Origin of the sequence: Sphingobium fluviale (assembly GCF_004122115.1) — a bacterium.
Taxonomy (GTDB): domain Bacteria; phylum Pseudomonadota; class Alphaproteobacteria; order Sphingomonadales; family Sphingomonadaceae; genus Sphingobium; species Sphingobium fluviale.
Map to the genome: position 1 here is coordinate 13,092 of NZ_SBKP01000016.1, position 17,765 is coordinate 30,856.

Below are 17,765 nucleotides of genomic sequence, written 5' to 3' on the forward strand. Positions count from 1 at the left end.
CCGTTCAAGCTTCTCATAAGGCCGATCTAGAGGCGAAATCATCGTGGAAGGACCGCTAACCGTTTTGATCTTGACAGTCGGTCGTTCGTACGACAGACTGATTCATACTGATAACAGACCTTCAAGGGTCACCAGAATCGCTGAGCCATCAGCCATCAGAGGGAGGAAATGCATGAAAGCATCTTCAATATATTTTTCGGCCACATGTGCGGCTGCCGCGATTGCTATCGGCAGTTCGAGCCCGTTACATGCGCAGTCCGACGCACCAGCGCAGGCCGCAAGCGATGTTGACGCCATAGGCGAAATCATCGTTACAGCCCAAAAGACCGAAGAAAAGCTGTCGCGCGCACCACTCGCCGTGACGGCGCTGACCGGCGACGCGCTCGCAAAGAACCATATTACGGATGCGTCGTCCCTCGCCTCGTCGGTCCCGAGCATGAATTTCGGCATGTACGGCGGCACAGCGCGCCTCGCGATCCGCGGTGTCGGTTTCAACTCGATCAATGCGGGTGCCGAAGGGCGCGTCGCTTATTATACGGACGGTATTTATTTCAGTCGCCCGGCTACAGCACTCAGCGGCTTCTACGATGTCGCGCGCGTGGAGATTCTGCGCGGTCCACAGGGAACGCTCTACGGCCGTAATGCAACGGGTGGTGCGCTCAACGTCATCACTGCCGATCCGACCAGCGATCTGTCCGGTTATTTCACGCAGACCATCGGCAACTATAATCTGTTTACCGAAGAAGGAGCAGTTTCTGGGCCACTCTCTGACACGGTCTCCGGACGCCTCGCCGTCAAGATCGTCAATCGCGACGGTTATGGCAAGAATTACGGCACGGGCAACGATGTCGATAACGCCGCAACCCAAAGCGTCCGCGCCAAGCTACGGTTCGAGCCGTCTGCCGAAACGACGATCACGGCGGCATTTGACTATCACCATGAGAACGACCGGAACTATGGCGGCCATTATGGCGGCCAGGCTTATCCGGCAGTATTCCCGGTCATGCTGTCGACACTGCTGACGCGCCAGCAACTGGGCGGGCCAATCCCGCCAACAGTGCGCGACTTCGATTCATTGATCGACCCAAGCAACCGGCGCACCTTTTACGGCGCCAGCCTGACGGTCGAACATGACCTGTCCTTCGCCACACTCAAATCGATCACCGCCTATCGCCATTCGAACTACACGGACAAATATGCCGATGGGACCGGCGATGCCACGCCGCTGACGAATTCCGAGAAGGCGAACCAGATCAGCCAAGAGCTACAGCTTTCAGGTGACTCAGATACGTTCAGGTGGGTTGGCGGCGTGTATTATTTTCGCGAGCGGATCAACGGGCATGTCGATATTCCGCTTGGCGTCGACCTGCTCAACCTGCTCGGGCTTGGCCCCATTCCGGCGTCGCCCAATGGCTATGTCCATGGCTATTGGGCGGGCGGCATCGGCAAGACCGAAACGGTTGCGGGATACGGTCAGGCTACATGGAAAATTACGCCGGAACTCGAATTGACGGGTGGCCTCCGCTATGCGTGGGAACGGCACAAGGTAAAGGACTCGGTTCAGTTCGATTTCTCTGCCATGACCACTCCCAATCCACTCTCCTCCGCGCTGTTCACGCCAGCGCCACGGTCGGACTCCGAAACATCCTTCACGCCGAAGGCAACCCTCTCTTATTTCTTCGCGCCAGACAGCACTTTCTATGTCACCGTAGCTAAAGGCTACAAGAGCGGCGGCTTCGATCTGGGCGCAACCCAGCTTACACCTTATAATCCGGAAAAGCTTTGGGACTATGAAGCAGGGGTGAAAACCCGCCTGTTCGGTGGACGGGTGCAAGCGAACCTTGCGGCGTTCTATTATGACTACAGCAACCTTCAGGTGTCGGTGATCATTGGCAATATCGTAAATACGAAGAATGCGGCAAAGGCTCGATCTTACGGCTTTGAGGGTGAGATCCAGGCCATTTTGGCGCCGGGGTTGAGGCTGGATCTGAACGGCAGCTACCTCAATGCGAAGTTCAAGGATTTCATCACGGCAAATACGGATCTGGTGGGTGCGCCCGTGCTGAACTACAAAGGCAACACCCTTCCCCAATCCCCGAAATGGCAGGGTCAGGCTGGGTTCGAGTACACTCATGATCTGGCAAGCGGTTCGTTGAGGCTGCGGGGCGATGTCAACTACTCCTCCCGCATTCATTTCTCGCCTTTCAATATCCGGACGATTTCGCAAGGGGAGTTCACCAAATTCGACGCGTCGATCGATTATATTGGCGGGTCCGACAAGTGGCAGGTTGGACTGTTCGTGAAGAATATCACGGACAAGACAACGATTGCTTCAGCTACAGCCAACAGCTTTTTGGCGAGCAACAGTCTGCTGAGCTACATCGATCCGCCACGAACTTACGGTGTGACCGCTACGGTGCGTTTTTAAAGACGATTAGCAGAATATAACAAGTGCGTCGGTGCCCAGGTTTATCCGGGTGCCGACGTACTAGTCGGAGCAAAGAAGCGAGGTTCGCACAACTTCAGCGATGATGCTCGGCACGACCTTCCGCATCTTTGCTGGATGCATTTCGATAAACGGAGATAAACAATGAAACTGGTTACATTTCGGTCGGCGAATGGCGAGAGCATTGGCGCCCTCCATTCCGGCGGGTTCATAGTCGATTTCGCCGGCTTGGGATCTCGGTTTCCTTCTACGATGCAACAGTTCATTGAAGCCGGTGACGAGGCCTTGACCCAGGCGCGGCAATGGACCGACCGCGCTCCAGCTGAGGCTCGTGTGTTGCTAGAGGACGCCCGTTTGCTGGCTCCGCTGCCGCGACCTATCCGCCTGCGGGATTCCATGCTGTTTCTCGAGCATCTTGAAGTCGCTCTGGCGAAACTGGACACACCGATGCATCCGGAGTTCAGGCGCCAGACCATTTACGTGAACAGCGATACTGCCCATGTATTCGGACCCGGCGACGATGTGCCGTTCCCGATCGACACCGACTGGATCGATTACGAGCTAGAATGGGCATGCGTGATCGGGAAAACGGGCATCGCGGTCAGCCGCGAGAACGCGCGTGACCATATTTTCGGCTACACGGTGTTCAACGACTGGTCGGCGCGGGACCTTCAGGCGGTGTTCCTCAAGACCGGCGCCGGGCCGGGAACGGGCAAGGATTTCGGCAATAGCATCGGCCCATGCATCGCAACCGTCGATGAATTCGAAGACCCCTATGCGCTAACGATGGAAGCCTATGTGAATGGCGAACGGTGGAGCAAAGGCTCGACCAGTACCATGTTCCACAAATTTGAGGACGCGATAAGCAATTCCAGCCGAATTGCTCCACTGACACCTGGAGAGATCATTGGATCGGGCACCGTGCTCAACGGCTGTGGCTTCGAATTGGATCGCAGACTCAATGTCGGCGACGAGGTCAGCCTGGTCGTAGAGGGCATTGGTGCGCTCACCAACCGCGTGACCCGATTGCAAGCATAGAAAGCGCGTTAGCGAGAATTTCAGCTGGGTCTGCGCCCACCAAAAGCTACAGGAGAATTGTCATTTCCAACAAAGTCATCATCAGTTGCGCGGTGACAGGTTCCGTTCACACGCCGACGATGTCGCCGCATTTGCCGTGCACACCGAATGAAATCGCCGCCGACGCGATCGGCGCGGCAGAGGCTGGCGCGTCGATCCTTCATCTGCACGCGCGCGATCCGGAAACCGGGAAGCCGACTGCAGATCCGAACGTGTTCATGCAGTTTCTTCCCCGCATAAAGCAAAGTACCGATGCGGTCGTCAATATCACGACCGGCGGCAGCCATATCATGACAATCGAAGAGCGACTGGCGGCGCCGCTGCGCGCGTCGCCGGAGCTTTGCTCGCTGAATATGGGATCGATGAACTTTGGTCTTTACCCGCTGTTGGGAAAGTACAAGGAATTCAAGCACGAGTGGGAAGCGCCCTATTTGGAGGCCTCGCGGGATTCCATTTTCCGCAACACCTTTGCGGACATAGAGAAAATCCTGGACCAGCTTGGAAAGGGCCATGGCACTAAGTTCGAGTTCGAATGCTACGACACCGGCCACCTCTATAATCTGGCGCATTTCCTTGATCGCAAACTCGTTACACCACCCTTGTTCGTCCAGACCATCTTCGGAATTCTTGGCGGTACAGGACCGGACACCGAGAACCTTCTTCACATGAAGCGTCTGGCGGACCGGTTGTTCGGCAAAGATTATCTCTGGTCCGTAATGGCGGCCGGGCGGCATCAGATGCCGTTCCTTACCATGGGGGCGATCAACGGCGCTAATGTCCGGGTCGGCCTCGAAGACTCGCTTTTTGCGGGCAAAGGACGACTTGCCACATCGAACGCGGAGCAGGTTCAGATCATCCGTTCAATACTGAAGCCGCTTTCGTTGGAGATTGCAACGCCTGCCGAAGCGCGCGAGATACTTGCGCTCAAGGGCGGAGACAATGTCGCATTCTGATCGTGCCTTTGCACCAACTGCCAGCAGATTCTGGCCCTGCCGTAGCGAAGAACATAATGGAGTGAATGATGAGTGACGGGACCAACCGTAAATGGATCGTGAAAAAGCGACCAGAAGGATTGTTGCGTCCGGGTGACCTCGCGCTCGTCGAAGACGCGGTGCCTGTGCCGACCGATCGGGAGTTTGTCGTCCGCGTAACCCATCTCGCCTTTGAGCCCGCCCAACTTTACTGGATTTCCTTCGACAGTTATCGGCCCGCCATACCAATCGGCGACGTCGTTGAATCCTATGCCGCGGGCGAGGTTGTCAGCTCCAAGAATGAAAAGTTTCCGGTCGGTCTCAAGGTTCAGGGCAGTTTTGGGTGGCAGGACTATTGCCTGCTCACCGAAGACAACGATGTCGTTCCCCTTCGCACAGATTCGGAACTCAAGGCGCTTAACGTGCTGGGCCTTACCGGCCTCACAGCCTATTTTGGCATGACGGAAATCGCACGGCCCCAGACCAGTGACATAGTGGTCGTATCGGGCGCGGCCGGGGCGACCGGGTCAGTCGCAGGGCAGATAGCCAAGATAAGAGGTGCCCGCGTCATCGGCATTGCCGGGGGCGAGGAGAAATGCCGCTGGGTGACCGAAGTAGCGGGCTTTGACGCCTGTATCGACTACAAATCGCAGGATATTGGCGAACAGCTTCAGAAGCTGGCTCCGGATGGTATCAATATTGTCTTCGAGAATGTCGGCGGTCCTGTCCTGGACGCAGCGCTCGCAAACCTGGCAATTGGCGCGCGAGTATGCCTGTGCGGTGGTATCTCTTCCTACGTAGCGGATGAAAATGCTCCGGCTGCCGGAATCAAGAACTACATGCAGCTCGGTCTCCGTCGCTCGACCATGACCGGCTTTCTCGTATTTGATTTTCAGGACAGGTTCGAGGAAGCATTTACCACGCTGAAGGGATGGCTGGATGATGGCTCGCTCGTTTCTGTCGAGGATGTGCAACAAGGCCTCGAAAATGCGCCAGAGACGCTCAACAGGATCTTCCGCGGGCAGAATCTCGGAAAGCAGTTGCTGGCTCTCTAATAGGTTTGCTTGACCTGGAAATGAGGGGGGCGAGCAAATAGGCGCTGCGCTGACGCCTAAAGGGACGAGGGAAATGGAATGGCAAAGACCCTGATAAAGAACGCTACGCTGTTAACGATGGATCGCGCCACGAGCGATCTCACCACTGGCGACATTCTTTTGATCGACGACCGCATTGCCGATGTCGCCCCCAATATCGTCGCCGATGATGCCGAGACTATCGATGCCACCGGAATGGTGGCGAGTCCCGGATTTGTGGATACCCATCGCCATGTCTGGCAGACGCAGCTGCGCGGCGTGGCGACCGACTGGAGCCTCTTCCAGTATCTTGCCGAGATACGGACGATGTACTCCGTCTGCTATGAGCCGGAAGACGCCTATCTCGGCAATTATGTCGGCGCTCTTGAGATGATTAATGCGGGTATTACGACCGTCGTCGATCATTCACACCTGCAAATTTCCGCTGACCATTCCGATGCGCTGGTACAGGGGCTCGTCGACGCAGGAATGCGGGGCATCTTCTGTTACGGGGTATATCGCAACCCAAAATACAAGCCAGGACAGAAAATTAACTCCGCAGCAATCCTGATGGACACGGCGGGTCCGATTGAAGATTTTCAGATGCGGAACGCGCGGCGGGTCCGCGAAAAGTTCTTCCCGGCCAATGATTCACTGCTACGCTTCGGAATCGCATCAAGCGAGTTTTTCACGTTCCCCAGTATCGAACCTGTACTGGACGAACTCGCATGGAGCAGGACGCTCGAACCTGCACGTATTACTTTCCATTCCACTGTCGTCAGCAATCCGGGTGTGAGTCTCATTACGCAACTGTTCAAGGCAGGCGCGTTAGGGGATGACCTTCTGCTCTCGCATGGCAATCAGCTCACAGATGATGATCTGAAATTGCTTGCGAAGGAAGGCGGGTGGATATCGACCACTCCAGAAACCGAGCTGCAAATGGGGCCGGGCTTTCCAATCCTTGAACGGGTGGCGCAGACCGGCCGCATGCCGTCGTTAGGCGTTGATATCGTATCGGGCTTTTCGGGCGATATGTTTGCGCAAATGCGGCTCATGCTACAATCAATGCGGTACCTGCATGGCGAGCAGGAAAATGGGGGCAGGCATCCCAGCAGCATGGATCGAAAGCTGCCCGGCAGTTTGCGCTATCCTGCCGCCAAGATGCTGGAATATGCAACGCTCGGCGGAGCAACCTGCATGGGCCTTGAGAACGAGATTGGCACCCTGACGCCAGGCAAAAAAGCCGATGTGATCCTTACGCGCCTCAATTCCATCAATACCGCACCCGTTCGCGATCCGGTTGCCGCCCTGATGTTCTACGCCAATGCGAATGACATCGACTGCGTCTGGATCAACGGTGTAGCCCGCAAGCGTGCGGGCCGACTGGTGGGCGACGAGTGGACGGGCATCGAGCGCCGTATTCAAGCGTCGAGAGATGCCATCGACGAACGCTTTGCGCGCATTGACTCGGATGCCATGCGGAAAGCCTGGGCACCCTTGTGGGGGTAAAAGCAGCTTCTGGTCGCCGTTGAAACATCGGAGAAGTCATATGCAAGAAGCTTCTGCAAGGCGCGCTCTGATCACCGGCGCGTCACGCGGCATCGGCGCGGCCATCGCGCGGGCACTGGCGCGCGATGGATGCGCGGTCACGATCAACTATCACAGCAACTCCGCCGCCGCTGATGCGCTGGTCGCCGATATCGTGGCTGCAGGCGGTGTTGCCCATGCGCTCAAAGCAGACATCGCTGACCGTGACGCTTCCATGGCGCTGGTTGACGCCGCCGCGGAGAAGATGGGCGGCCTCGACATTCTCGTATGCAACGCCGGCGTGAGCGTACCCGTCGCCTTTCTGGAAACCACACCGGAGATGTACGATTCCCTGTTCGACATGACACGCGGAACCTTCTTCGCCATGCAGCGCGCAAGCCAGGTGATGGCGGACAATGGCAGGATCGTTGCTATTTCTACACTGGGAACCCGGCGGGTGTCGTTCGCGCCAGCCTATTGCGCCAGCAAGACGGCGATCGAGCAGTTCTGCAAGGGCTTGGCGTATGAGCTGGCGCCCAGAGGCATCACGGTGAACGCTGTCCTTCCCGGCTTCACCGAGACCGACATGCTGGCAAACCAGCCGGAGGATTTCAGGGGGATGATGGTCGGCATGACCGCCATGGGTCGCCTCGGCAGGCCTGACGACATAGCGGCACTGGTCAGTTTTCTTGTCAGCGCGGATGCCGGCTGGGTAACTGCGGAAACCATCAGCGCGAATGGCGGGGTGAAGCCTTAAGGTGCAATCGACAGGAGTAGAACATCCCTGGACGACTGTGGAATGACACTCGTCAGAGGCTAGAACTCCCCGCCGCCCGGTGCGTTAATGAATTACCGGTTTTGACGAAGCACCCTTGCCCCCGAACTACCGCCATCGAGGGTAGCCGGTTGAGCCATTTCCATCGCGTTTCAGACAGGCGGGGAAGCTCGGTGCGTCAGTGTTCCTGAAGGGCTCAACTCGAACCGCCCAAGTGCTGGTGAAAAGCGGACTGCACCGCTGTCGAACGCAGCGTCTCCCGCGCGCCTGCGCCGATCGTGTCCCCGTCGATCATCAAGTGCAATGCCGGATAGTCGGTCACCTTGATCTCCCTGTTGGTCTGCTAAACAGAACATTGTTCTGTTAATTGGCTGTACCTTAAACCGTGTCGCCCGGCAAGCTGCCAGGAGAGGCAATTCGCGGCGCAGTTCGGCGTACTTTACAATTCTTCAGGCCAGTAGAGGCGCGCCGGATTGTCGACCAGCATCTTGCGTTGCAATTCCGCCCCTGGTGCAATGCGCGGGATCATGTCGACGACAAACCCGTCATCGGGAACGGCCTTTTCCATGTTGGGGTGGGGTCAGTCCGTGCCCCACAGGACGCGGTTGGGATGGTCGACGACCAGAGGCGCGACCGCGGTGGCGAACGCATCACATGGCGGCCCCTTGCCATCAAGCCGGCCGGGGCAGGTGGCCTTGAACCAGATTCGTCCCGACTGTCGAGCAGGACGCGAAATGCCCGCATGATCTCCGCCATCTCCTCGCGTTCCTGCTTGGCGATCCATTCCTTGGCGACGGCCTTGAAGGTGTTATCATCCTCGATTCTGGCCTTTGCCGCGTCGACTTTCTGTTGGTGGGAAGGGTCTACACCCAGAGCGAGCAGGCGCCGAGCCTCGTCGCGCTTGTCGCGGGCATCGGCAAGGCTCAGCTCAGGCCACTGTCCAAGCGCCAAGGTCTTCTGTTTGCCGAGCCAGCTATAGTTGAGGCGCCAGAGTTTCGATCCGTTTGGACGAACGAGGAGATAGAGGCCGGCACCGTCTCCCAGCTTGTAATCCTTGTCACGAGCCTTGGCACTGCTAATGGTCGTCACGTGGAGTTTGGTCATGGTATCGCCGTCCAGATGGGGCAGTCGATACCACTCAGGATACCACGATTGTTCCCGATTGGTGCCGTATTCGCCCGGATGTCTTCGGACGCTTATAGCACAGAAAATGGCGGAAATCTCCCGTTTTTTGGACGTCCTCGGACGCCCCCGGAAGAACAAATGGTGCCCAGAAGAGGACCCGCATCGAATAATTTTTTCTGTGTTATAACAGCAACATAGACGATGTGGTTTTTGCGAAGGCCCGCACAAAAGCCCGCATTTCGGTGTGGTTTAGAGGTTCGAGTCTTTTGCTAGGACTCGAATCTTCAAAAAATGGCGGATTTCCGCCATTTTTGCACCGTGAACAAAAGCAGAAAATCTAGCCTTGTAGGGACCGAAAGGCCCGCAGAAAACCGTTCATGAAGCGTTCCAACTTGGCCCGCGTACTCTCAGGCGATCTCGTCCAACACGCGATTGGAATGGATAGTCTGGCGGCTGTGATCGGCAGGCCTGGCCCAATTACCTACGCCGGGGTGAGAGCCCCAGAAAACGATGCGGGGTCCAGGCCTGCCCCTCCGTCAGGAGGAACTTGTCATGTGCGAGCCGGGTCAAAGGAGGATCCAGACTTCCACATGTGAAGCATGACGACCGCCAGCTTTCGAGCCACAGCAACCCTGGCTTTCGACAAGCCTACTTTCTTCCTCAGTGTCAGCCCCCATGCCTGCAGTGCGCTTTCCGTCTTTGTCGAGCACAGCAAGACGGTGGCAGCCGAAACCAGGTGAGTCCGCGTGAGCTTGCTACCGAACCTGCTGATCCGGCCGACCCGGGCGAGAACGCCCGACTGATGGATTGTTGGGGTCAATCCGAAATAGGGGCCAACATCGCGGGTTCGCTGAAAGCGCGACGGATCGCCGATGGCGCTGTAAAAGGACAAGGCGGTGATTGGACCGACGCCAGGGACGGTCATGAGGTTTGAACAAACCGGATGAGCAAGAGCTGCCGCACGGAGCCGCTTGTCCATTCCTGCAATATGCGAACGAAGGTTTTCCGCAATCGAAATGAGCGGCCGGACGTCGGCATCGACATCGAGCCCGTCCGCCCGCAGAATTTCCAGCTGATCTTCGATGCCGCTCGCGAGCCTGCCAACCCCGCTGCTCGTCTTCAGCTTTCCTCCGTGCAAACGGACGATGGACTGAACCAGGGCGTCGATCTTCATGCGCTGCTGAATGAGGTTCTTGCGGACATTGAGGAGGCTGCGCAAGTTCTGACAGTCGAGTGGCTTTACGAAGACCTCTGCCCCGATGGTGCGTCCGACGCGGCCGAGCTCCGCAAGCCCTCTCGCATCGTTGGAGTCAGTCTTCTGCCGCCGGATAGCGAGGAACTTGGAGGCACGACGAACCTCAGCGACATAGACGGGAAAGCCCTGAGCCTGGAGTTCACGCACCATGTGAGTGCCTACGCCCGCTTCGATGGTGATGCGCTGCACCGCTTCGACACCAAATGGGCGCAGGATATCCTTTATCTGGCCAGCATGCGTTTCTCGTTTTCCTTCGAACAGGATTTCACCGAATTCGTCGATGAGGCACACTGCTGTTTCCGCAACTCCGGTATCCAAACCAACCCAGTACCTCCGACCTGCCAACACTATCCTCCATGAAAACATAGCATTTTGGCGCGGCGTCATTTAATCTCGCGGCAGGAGCCCTGCAAACTTCCGACGTCCGCAAACCAATGTGAGGGTAGCAATCGGAAATGGATTCGCCGAATGGGATTGCTCCTTCGAATTACGAAACATGTTCTAGGAAATCGTAGGAATGGCCAAGCTCGATCCTCGCCGCGCGCTCGACGAGCTAATCAAGGAACGGGGCGAATCTTATTCGTCAGTCTCGCGCCTGCTGAGCCGGAATGCGGCCTACATCCAACAGTTCATCAAGCGGGGTAGCCCGGCGCATCTCGACGACAGCGACATCGCGCAGCTGTCGGTTCATTTTGGCGTCCCCGCCGCTGTCTTTGGCGGAGACGAGGTTCCGGAAAGCGCGGGGCTATCGACGATTGCGATCCCGGTTCTTGGCGCCACCGATGCTGACGATAGCCTTGGGCGTGTCCGTCTGGTCGACGAGGCATGGCTGCGCAGTCTCAGTCACAAGCCGACGGGAGTTTCGATCGTCAGAATCGAAGGCGACGCGATGTATCCGACATTGCGGGATGGCGATGAGGTGCTGATTCAGCGCTATCTCGCCAACGAAAATCCTCGCGACGGACTCTACGTCATCCGAGCCGATACCGGATTGCTGGTACGAAGGATCGCGCTCGAACCGGCGCGAAACCGCATCGCCGTACTGACTGACAATCCAAACTATCCCAACTGGGATGGACTAATCAGAAACGCGATACAGATCGTAGGGCGCGTCATCTGGATCGGCATGCAGCTAGCGTGAATCCGCCGGCTCGAGCGTTGCCCCGTCAGAGCGAGGCGCACGACCGCTCAATCCTCGGCGCCGGTTGACCACTTGAGGCGGATCTTCAGGCCATTCAAATGGGTCCAAGGCAAGATGCCGCTGTGTTGAAGCATGCCGACGACAATGCCTGGCGCGATACCCTGGCTGTCAGCAAAGTCGAGAACCGCCCGTTCGCTGCGCGGTTCGGTTGCGACGAACTGTCTCCACGCGGAAGTCGGAACGAGAGTGTTGCAGGCCCATGCATCGGCCTCCTTTTCCTCGTCGGTGCCATCGCGCGACTTGTCATCGACGAAAACGTTCTTCTTGCTGTGGAGCAGAATGTGCGCGGCTTCGTGAAAGAAGCTGAACCACAAATGGTCGTCTGATTTATGGCGTGCACTGAGCTGGATCACGGGCTTACGAGGCGAAATCCACCATGCGGCGCCACTAAGCGCGGTCTTTGCAAGCGGCGGCACTAAAGCGACTGCGACACCGGCCTCGTTGCAGAGCGCGCGCACAAGGGGAACGGCTCGCTCGACGGGTTCACGCGTGAGGGCACGGATCTGCTTCAACGCCAGCTTGAACTGCGTTTCGCTATAATCTGCACACTCCTGCTGCTCCGCATCGAGTTCGCCGAGACGCAGCCAGGTCGCGAGCGCAACTTCATTGCTTTTGAACGACGGTGAGTGCCGATAGGCAACCTTCGCCAAGCCGTACTGGCTATTCCAAGCGTCGAGCGATCCTACGCCGAAGAACGCAAGCAGCTTCGAGACCGCGTCGACGGGATTGACGGGCTTTGGGAAGCAGCGGCGCTTTACCAAGTCATTGATGGGGAATGTCTTCGACCAGGCGATAGCGTCCTTTGCCCGTGCTGCGTCAGCCTCACGGGCTCGATGGAGCTGGTAACCGGACTCGATCGAGAGCCACAGATCGGCGTCAACTCCGAGAACCTTCTCGAACTGGATTGCAGTTTCCGGTTCAAGTGGTGCCTTGCCGGCAATAATCTCGCTGATGAGCTTGGCCGAGCGCCCGCATCGCCGAGCGAACTCAGCTTGTGACATGCCATGGACTTCCAGGCGTTCTTCGAGGATCCAGCCGGGTGGAACGGCATAGTCCGGTCGGAACTGATTGGCTGCGGTCGCCATCGTTGCATTCTCCATCAGTGATAATCGACCACTTCGATGATCGTTATCGCTGTCACCTTGGTTAGATCGATTCCCCCGTCTTCGTTGCGAGGGATTGGATCATGGTTCACTTCAAAAATCAGTCGCTTGGGATGAACCAAGTCGACTGCAAACTGCTCGTCCCGGTGCTCGGTCAGCTGATGCCTTCGTTCGGGAGGCGTAACCGGCACCAGACTCAGGTCGCGCGAAGCACGAAGCACCGTCATGCGCTTCATGATCGCCTTGGCCATGGGTGTCCCATAGGCTTTGAGCAATTCTGCCTGCGCATTGAAGGTCTTCTCGAGCTTGCGCTTTCGAAAATCGATATCCAAGAGAATGGCTCATTTTCGTTACCTAATAGGTAACGCCTTAACGGAGGCTTGCTGATTGCGCAAGGGAGGGTGCGGTCGAGCTATTGCTGACTTGGCGTCGACCCGAGACAGGCGACCTTGCCTCCATGATTACGTCTGTTCGCTTTTCCATCTTAAGGCGTGAATAGGCCTGCCGGCTCCGCATAGCTTTTGATCGTCCGTTCGGGCCGCTCATGCCAGCCGATGTTGAACGCCCAATAGGTCGGAAAGAAATACAGCGTCGAATAAGGCAGATTCTCGTGAATCCATCGCGCCAGGATCCGCCAATCACCTGGCTCCTGATTGTTCGCCCAGAAACTGGGAACGACTACGCAGGCCATCGCCCCCAAGCAGCCTCCGGCGTCAAGGCGATCCCAAATGTGTCCGGCGTAGTTGCTCTCGTTGGACGCGCAGGTGTAGCCAGCCTTCTTCTTGCGCTGCATTTCGTTGCAGAAGCCGTTCACCTCGCACGAGCGGTAAGCCGAGCGGATCGCGATCCGCCCCCACTGATCCTGCAGTGGCTCGAGCAGGTCCTCGCACAGCCGCTTGCCCGCCTTAATGGCTAGGTCCGGGTCATCGGGCGCGTTGTTGAGCCCGTGGACCATGGCCACTTCCGAATAGAGCATGTCACGCATGAAGAAGGATTTCGACAGCTGTACCCGGCCCAATTCCGTGAGCGCAGGAACGGTTCGTGCCGTCCCGAGCCGCTTGATCGCCCCTCCGTTTGGCTCCGCTACCCATCCGATCCGCAGCGCAACGCCGTCGCAGACCTTTGCCGGAGTGATTGCGCCGACTGGCGCATCTGGAAAACCCATGGCCTCGGCAAAGGCCCGGTAGTCGTCAAACCAAGAGCGTTTCGGGCAAAAGCTCTGAACGATCATCGCTGCATCGCGCGCGCAATAGCGTTGGGCTTCGATGACTGCGGAGGCCGTGCGGTGAATGAGTTGGTATCGAATTTTCCCGACCGTCGCCGGATCGAGATCGAGATTTCGGCATAGCCGCTCCAGGCGTGCCGGGCGTGCGGTCGCATCCCCTTTTGCTTCTGAAAGCCACTCCTGGACTGTCGGGCCGAAAGTCTCGTCCACTTTCGCCTCGACGGCCAGAACACCAAGGTGCCTATTAAGACGAAGGATCGCCATGAGGTCGGTCTGACTCGGTCGCTGACCATCACCAAGGTCGACCGGGCGCTCAAAAAACGCATCGACCAATGTAGCTCCCTTGAACGCGGGGTCATGATTGAGAGCCGATTTCACTGAAGGCGGAAGCCCGTTCACAGAAAACCAGAGATCAGCCACCGATTTGGCAGAACGACCTGGCTGCCAATGCGTTGGAGATCCGAGGTGATGGATCACGTCTTCGGGTCGCAATACCGGGACATGCAGGCGGCGGATGGTCGATTCACTTTGCATGGCGCCGAGCTCCTTTTCTTCCAGCATCATGTCAACAGCAGGCAATAGGCTCACGGCCATACGACGAGCTCGCCTTGAGATGTTAAGAGATCCAAAAGGCCAGCGTGCCACATAGAAAGTCGCACGATGTCGGAAGTGAAGATATCCTCGGCGCGCAGGACCGCGAGCGTAAAATAGGGCAATGACACGATCTCACCACACGGACCTAGCGGAACGCTATTTTCTTGAGGACCTCCCCGGCGCCACTCAACTGGGCGCCCGGTTAAACGGGATTCTCTTGAGGATCGATGCAGGCGAGCAGGTGGCCACGCTACAGCGGCAGTTTCTCGCCACGACCGGCCTGCATGCACTCGTCACCTTGACGGACGGTAAGGCAACCCTGGGAGAGTTTCAGGCCGCGGCCGAGCAGGAGCAAGCCGCGCGCATTGAAGAGGCTTCGGTCAAGGCCGTGAAGGATGCGGCAGAATTGGCGGAACGCGCTGATGCCAGAGCCGCTGCGGTCAAGGCAACCTTCGCCGCCATGGCTAATGACCCCGCCCTCCGTCGAAATCGAGAGGCCAAGGAACTGCGGCAACGCTTCGGCGTGGGATATATCGAAAGCGAAGATTATCGGCGCGTGATGGCGCTACTCAGGCAGGTCGCCACCGGGCAACGCCTCACTGTCGAGGACCTCGCATGGCTCAAGACCGAGGCCGATTACTGCTGGACCGACGAACTGCAGAGAGCCTGGCATGCGTTGGAAGCCGAAGCCCTGACCAAAGCATGGGAAAGCAGCGGTGATCCCTGGAATGCCGTGAATGCGAGCGGGCATTGGCGTAAGGCTGGTGAACCGGAGCGAGCTTTGCGTCTGACCGACGCGGCCTTGGCAAAGGTCGGATCAAATCCCAAACTTAGGTCGGCCTTGGCGACAACGCGTGGCGGAGCAATGCGTGACCTGCGCCGCCTCGACGAGGCGAAGGCACTGGCAAGCGAAGCGCATCAACTGACCTCAAGCGACTATAGACCATGCACTTTGTTGGGCGCTGTCCACATCGAGCTTGGGGACCTCCCTGCGGGGCACGAATGGTATGCAAAGGCCGAGACCCTAGCACTACTTTGGCAGAAGTTTGGTTGACCTTGCGTTCAAGAGGCATCCGCAGCGAGGACATTGGGGCGGTGGAGAGCGTGACAGGTGGTCAAGAATGGCTTGGCGCACTGCTGGCAGTGTGGGTTGCGGCGGCGGGCCAAGGACTCTTTTTTTTCCGTCCCGCCTGAGCGATCCGGCGGCTTTGGAGGTAGGCATAGGCCATCATGGTCATTAAAGCGTGGCGGTGGAGTCCGGTCCAGGACCGGCCCTCGAAGTGATCCAGGCCGAGCTCTTCCTTGAGTTGCTGATGAGCTTGCTCGCATATCCAGCGCGCTTTGATTGCGCCGGCCAGGTCCTTGACCGGGGTGCCGGCGGGCAGGTTCGAGAGATAGCATTTGCGTTCGCCGTTCGAGCGATGCTCGCCCACCAGCCAGGCTTCCTCCCCCGGCATGTGCTGGGCTCCGGCGGAGCCGATCCGCTGGGGAGCTCCGTCGGCGATGCGCACACGCACGGCGGCAAAGCGTGCGGCTAGGCGTCCCTTCGTTCCCTTGCGCCAACTAACCTGACGCCACTTCGCGGCTTCGAGCATGGTGTGTGCGGCCCGGGATTTGACGTCCGGCACGTGCCGCACCCGGGGCCGCCCGCGACCAGCGACCGGAAAGATCAGTTGCACGTCGGCCGGGTAGATCTTCTGGTGCCGGGGGGATGCCGACGGCCCAGCACAGGCCGCGCTCGCTCAGTGCCTGCCGGAACGGAGCGGACAACCCATAACCGGCATCGGCCAGCACGCAGCCGAAGCGCACCCCGGCCGCGATAACGCGATCGATCTCCTCGATCGCGATCTCTGGCTTCGTGCGATATTCCTGCAAGGAAGCAGGCACGCCGGCCTTGTCCATCCGCCCAACATCGCTCGTCCAGCTTTCCGGTAGGAACAAACGCAAGCTCAGCATGAGTGGAACTTCGCCGGAGGCCAACGTCACTGACACCAGCGTCTGGCAGTTCGCGTTCTTGCCCAGCGCCGTGGCGTATTGGGGTGCGACACCCACTGACGCCTTGCCCTTCTTCGGCAGGGCGGTGTCGTCGATGATCAGCCAAGCGTCGTCACCGCCAACCAGTTCGTCCGCCTGGCTCCACAAGGTCGCTTCCAGCGGGGCGCTGTCCCACAGGCCGGCACCGATGAAATGATGCAGCCGGTCATAAGCGACCGCGTCCGACCGGGCCGCCATGGGCTGAATGCTCTTGCGATCACCCGGCCCAATCAGGCCGGCGATATAGGCCGGACACATCCGACGTCCTGTCTTGTTCCCCAGCCCCTCCAAATACGGGCCAAGCCACCGCTCCAAGCCACCGCTCCAAGTCTGCCTGCCAGTTCTCGCCCATCGCCAGCCTCCGTCAAAGCTGGCTCTCCATGAATCACGCATTCGACGTCAGGGGAATCCCCAAAATCACATTTCTGCCAAAGTAGTGCTAGGCAGATCGGCGATATTCCGCTGGTGTAATGCCTAACACCTTTCTGAATGTTCTGTTCATATGGCTTTGATCGGAGAAACCGCAATCAGCCGCAATCGCTTTCAAAGGCAGATCCCGTTTGAGAAGCAATGCCTTTGCTTTCTTAATTTTTCGTTGAATTACGAATGCATGTGGTGTCACGCCGAATTCGAGCTTGAACCTTCGGGAAAAATGAAACGGGCTTAATCCCGCGATCGATGCCAAATCCTCGAGATGAATTCGATCGCCTAGCGATTCCTCGATGTACTCTGAAACCACCTTCCGCAAATTTGATCCTAAAGTACCAATATGAGTTTCCTTTATTGCAATATCAGCATAGTTTCTGATCAGGTGGACTGCAAGTTGCGTTCGTAATGCATCAATGAAGAGGCACTCGCCTACTCCAAAACCACTGTATTCCTGTTCAAGCATATTTAGACAGAATTGGATCATATTATCCGTCGTACAAACACGGTCTGCAATATCGATGCTCGCGAGGTCCCGGTCAAATATTTGGGCAGCGGTTTCGCTGATCGCACTATGGCCAAGATAGATATGCCTGACGTTGATCGCATCGTCCCATTGCCACGTCGATTGTTCACCCCGTGTGAGCAGGGAAATGGAGCCCGGCCGAAGTTTCTCGGTTTGCCAAGGGCCATTGCAACGACGGCGCATGCTGGTATCGGCGTCTTGATAGACCACGATCATATAATCCCGCATCGGCGGAATCTCGACTTCGAGGCCAGCGTAACGATAACCCATTAATGTTAATCCGCGCCAGCCTTGTGCAGTGCTGTCGATCGTTTTGCGTCCAGGAATCCATTTCGTGATATCTTCTGGCGGAATTAGATCATTCATGGCTCACCCCCCAACCCAGAGCGCATGGTGATTGGAAAAAT

Annotated in this window: 14 protein-coding genes and 3 pseudogenes; 8 read left to right on the forward strand and 9 right to left on the reverse strand. The window is 57.7% G+C overall.

The genetic code is table 11. The annotated features are described in order from the left end of the window. Positions 1-43 precede the first annotated feature (43 nt). From EQG66_RS13190 to EQG66_RS13215, 6 genes are all read left to right on the forward strand, one after another. Complete coding sequence (locus EQG66_RS13190) at positions 44-2,428, forward strand: TonB-dependent receptor (protein WP_129405068.1); 2,385 nt, start codon at positions 44-46, stop codon at positions 2,426-2,428. A gap of 162 nt (positions 2,429-2,590) precedes the next feature. Further along, the gene (locus tag EQG66_RS13195) at positions 2,591-3,484 is read left to right on the forward strand and encodes a fumarylacetoacetate hydrolase family protein (protein WP_129405069.1); all 894 of its coding nucleotides are present in this window, start codon (positions 2,591-2,593) and stop codon (positions 3,482-3,484) included. A gap of 62 nt (positions 3,485-3,546) precedes the next feature. Further along, the gene (gene kce / locus EQG66_RS13200; protein ID WP_425470253.1) at positions 3,547-4,476 is read left to right on the forward strand and encodes a 3,5-dioxohexanoate:acetyl-CoA acetone transferase; all 930 of its coding nucleotides are present in this window, start codon (positions 3,547-3,549) and stop codon (positions 4,474-4,476) included. A 68-nt stretch (positions 4,477-4,544) separates the two neighbouring features. Continuing rightward, a complete protein-coding gene (locus tag EQG66_RS13205; protein WP_129405074.1) occupies positions 4,545-5,549 on the forward strand; it encodes an NADP-dependent oxidoreductase in 1,005 nt (334 codons plus the stop codon). A 78-nt stretch (positions 5,550-5,627) separates the two neighbouring features. Next, positions 5,628-7,076: an amidohydrolase family protein gene (locus EQG66_RS13210; RefSeq protein WP_129405071.1), complete on the forward strand. Its 1,449-nt coding sequence runs from the start codon at positions 5,628-5,630 to the stop codon at positions 7,074-7,076. Positions 7,077-7,116: 40 nt separating this feature from the next. After that, positions 7,117-7,851, forward strand: coding sequence for an SDR family oxidoreductase (locus EQG66_RS13215; RefSeq protein ID WP_129405072.1), 735 nt, complete (start codon positions 7,117-7,119; stop codon positions 7,849-7,851). Positions 7,852-8,065: 214 nt separating this feature from the next. Here the strand turns inward: EQG66_RS13215 and EQG66_RS15725 are convergent, their stop codons facing one another. From EQG66_RS15725 to EQG66_RS13225, 4 genes and pseudogenes are all read right to left on the reverse strand, one after another. Next, positions 8,066-8,191, reverse strand: a complete 126-nt coding sequence (locus tag EQG66_RS15725; RefSeq protein WP_281273948.1) for a hypothetical protein — start codon at positions 8,189-8,191, stop codon at positions 8,066-8,068. Between the two features lie 117 nt (positions 8,192-8,308). Then, positions 8,309-8,613, reverse strand: a pseudogene (locus EQG66_RS15635) (amidohydrolase family protein); the annotation flags it as partial. A 159-nt stretch (positions 8,614-8,772) separates the two neighbouring features. Beyond that, positions 8,773-8,973 (reverse strand): annotated as a pseudogene (locus EQG66_RS15640) (Arm DNA-binding domain-containing protein); the annotation flags it as partial. A 571-nt stretch (positions 8,974-9,544) separates the two neighbouring features. Then, the gene (locus EQG66_RS13225) at positions 9,545-10,636 is read right to left on the reverse strand and encodes an IS110 family RNA-guided transposase (protein WP_124809297.1); all 1,092 of its coding nucleotides are present in this window, start codon (positions 10,634-10,636) and stop codon (positions 9,545-9,547) included. A gap of 130 nt (positions 10,637-10,766) precedes the next feature. Between EQG66_RS13225 and EQG66_RS13230 the strand changes: the two genes are divergently transcribed. After that, positions 10,767-11,390, forward strand: coding sequence for a S24 family peptidase (locus EQG66_RS13230; protein ID WP_124809296.1), 624 nt, complete (start codon positions 10,767-10,769; stop codon positions 11,388-11,390). A 47-nt stretch (positions 11,391-11,437) separates the two neighbouring features. Here EQG66_RS13230 and EQG66_RS13235 read toward each other — a convergent pair whose 3' ends face one another. From EQG66_RS13235 to EQG66_RS15400, 3 genes are all read right to left on the reverse strand, one after another. Next, positions 11,438-12,535: a HigA family addiction module antitoxin gene (locus EQG66_RS13235; RefSeq protein ID WP_164975688.1), complete on the reverse strand. Its 1,098-nt coding sequence runs from the start codon at positions 12,533-12,535 to the stop codon at positions 11,438-11,440. Positions 12,536-12,549: 14 nt separating this feature from the next. Further along, on the reverse strand, positions 12,550-12,885 hold the full coding sequence (locus tag EQG66_RS13240; protein WP_124809294.1) for a killer suppression protein HigA: 336 nt from the start codon (positions 12,883-12,885) through the stop codon (positions 12,550-12,552). A gap of 152 nt (positions 12,886-13,037) precedes the next feature. Further along, positions 13,038-14,372: a DUF6946 family protein gene (locus EQG66_RS15400; RefSeq protein ID WP_181951813.1), complete on the reverse strand. Its 1,335-nt coding sequence runs from the start codon at positions 14,370-14,372 to the stop codon at positions 13,038-13,040. A 121-nt stretch (positions 14,373-14,493) separates the two neighbouring features. Here EQG66_RS15400 and EQG66_RS13250 point away from each other — a divergent pair, with 121 nt between their 5' ends. Beyond that, positions 14,494-15,426: a tetratricopeptide repeat protein gene (locus tag EQG66_RS13250; RefSeq protein ID WP_129405073.1), complete on the forward strand. Its 933-nt coding sequence runs from the start codon at positions 14,494-14,496 to the stop codon at positions 15,424-15,426. A gap of 61 nt (positions 15,427-15,487) precedes the next feature. Here EQG66_RS13250 and EQG66_RS13255 read toward each other — a convergent pair. Continuing rightward, positions 15,488-16,799, reverse strand: a pseudogene (locus EQG66_RS13255) (IS701 family transposase). A gap of 46 nt (positions 16,800-16,845) precedes the next feature. Then, positions 16,846-17,724, reverse strand: coding sequence for a helix-turn-helix domain-containing protein (locus tag EQG66_RS13260; RefSeq protein ID WP_081663831.1), 879 nt, complete (start codon positions 17,722-17,724; stop codon positions 16,846-16,848). Positions 17,725-17,765 lie beyond the last annotated feature (41 nt).

What these genes read in the sequence shown, in the direction of transcription:
- EQG66_RS13195 (WP_129405069.1), top strand. Translation starts at nt 2,591, where the DNA reads ATGAAACTGGTTACATTTCGGTCGGCGAATGGCGAGAGCATTGGCGCC.
- EQG66_RS13230 (WP_124809296.1), top strand. Translation starts at nt 10,767, where the DNA reads ATGGCCAAGCTCGATCCTCGCCGCGCGCTCGACGAGCTAATCAAGGAA.
- EQG66_RS13215 (WP_129405072.1), top strand. Translation starts at nt 7,117, where the DNA reads ATGCAAGAAGCTTCTGCAAGGCGCGCTCTGATCACCGGCGCGTCACGC.
- EQG66_RS13205 (WP_129405074.1), top strand. Translation starts at nt 4,545, where the DNA reads ATGAGTGACGGGACCAACCGTAAATGGATCGTGAAAAAGCGACCAGAA.
- EQG66_RS13250 (WP_129405073.1), top strand. Translation starts at nt 14,494, where the DNA reads ATGACACGATCTCACCACACGGACCTAGCGGAACGCTATTTTCTTGAG.
- EQG66_RS13225 (WP_124809297.1), bottom strand. Translation starts at nt 10,636, where the DNA reads ATGACGCCGCGCCAAAATGCTATGTTTTCATGGAGGATAGTGTTGGCA.
- EQG66_RS13235 (WP_164975688.1), bottom strand. Translation starts at nt 12,535, where the DNA reads ATGGCGACCGCAGCCAATCAGTTCCGACCGGACTATGCCGTTCCACCC.
- EQG66_RS13260 (WP_081663831.1), bottom strand. Translation starts at nt 17,724, where the DNA reads ATGAATGATCTAATTCCGCCAGAAGATATCACGAAATGGATTCCTGGA.
- EQG66_RS13210 (WP_129405071.1), top strand. Translation starts at nt 5,628, where the DNA reads ATGGCAAAGACCCTGATAAAGAACGCTACGCTGTTAACGATGGATCGC.
- EQG66_RS15400 (WP_181951813.1), bottom strand. Translation starts at nt 14,372, where the DNA reads ATGGCCGTGAGCCTATTGCCTGCTGTTGACATGATGCTGGAAGAAAAG.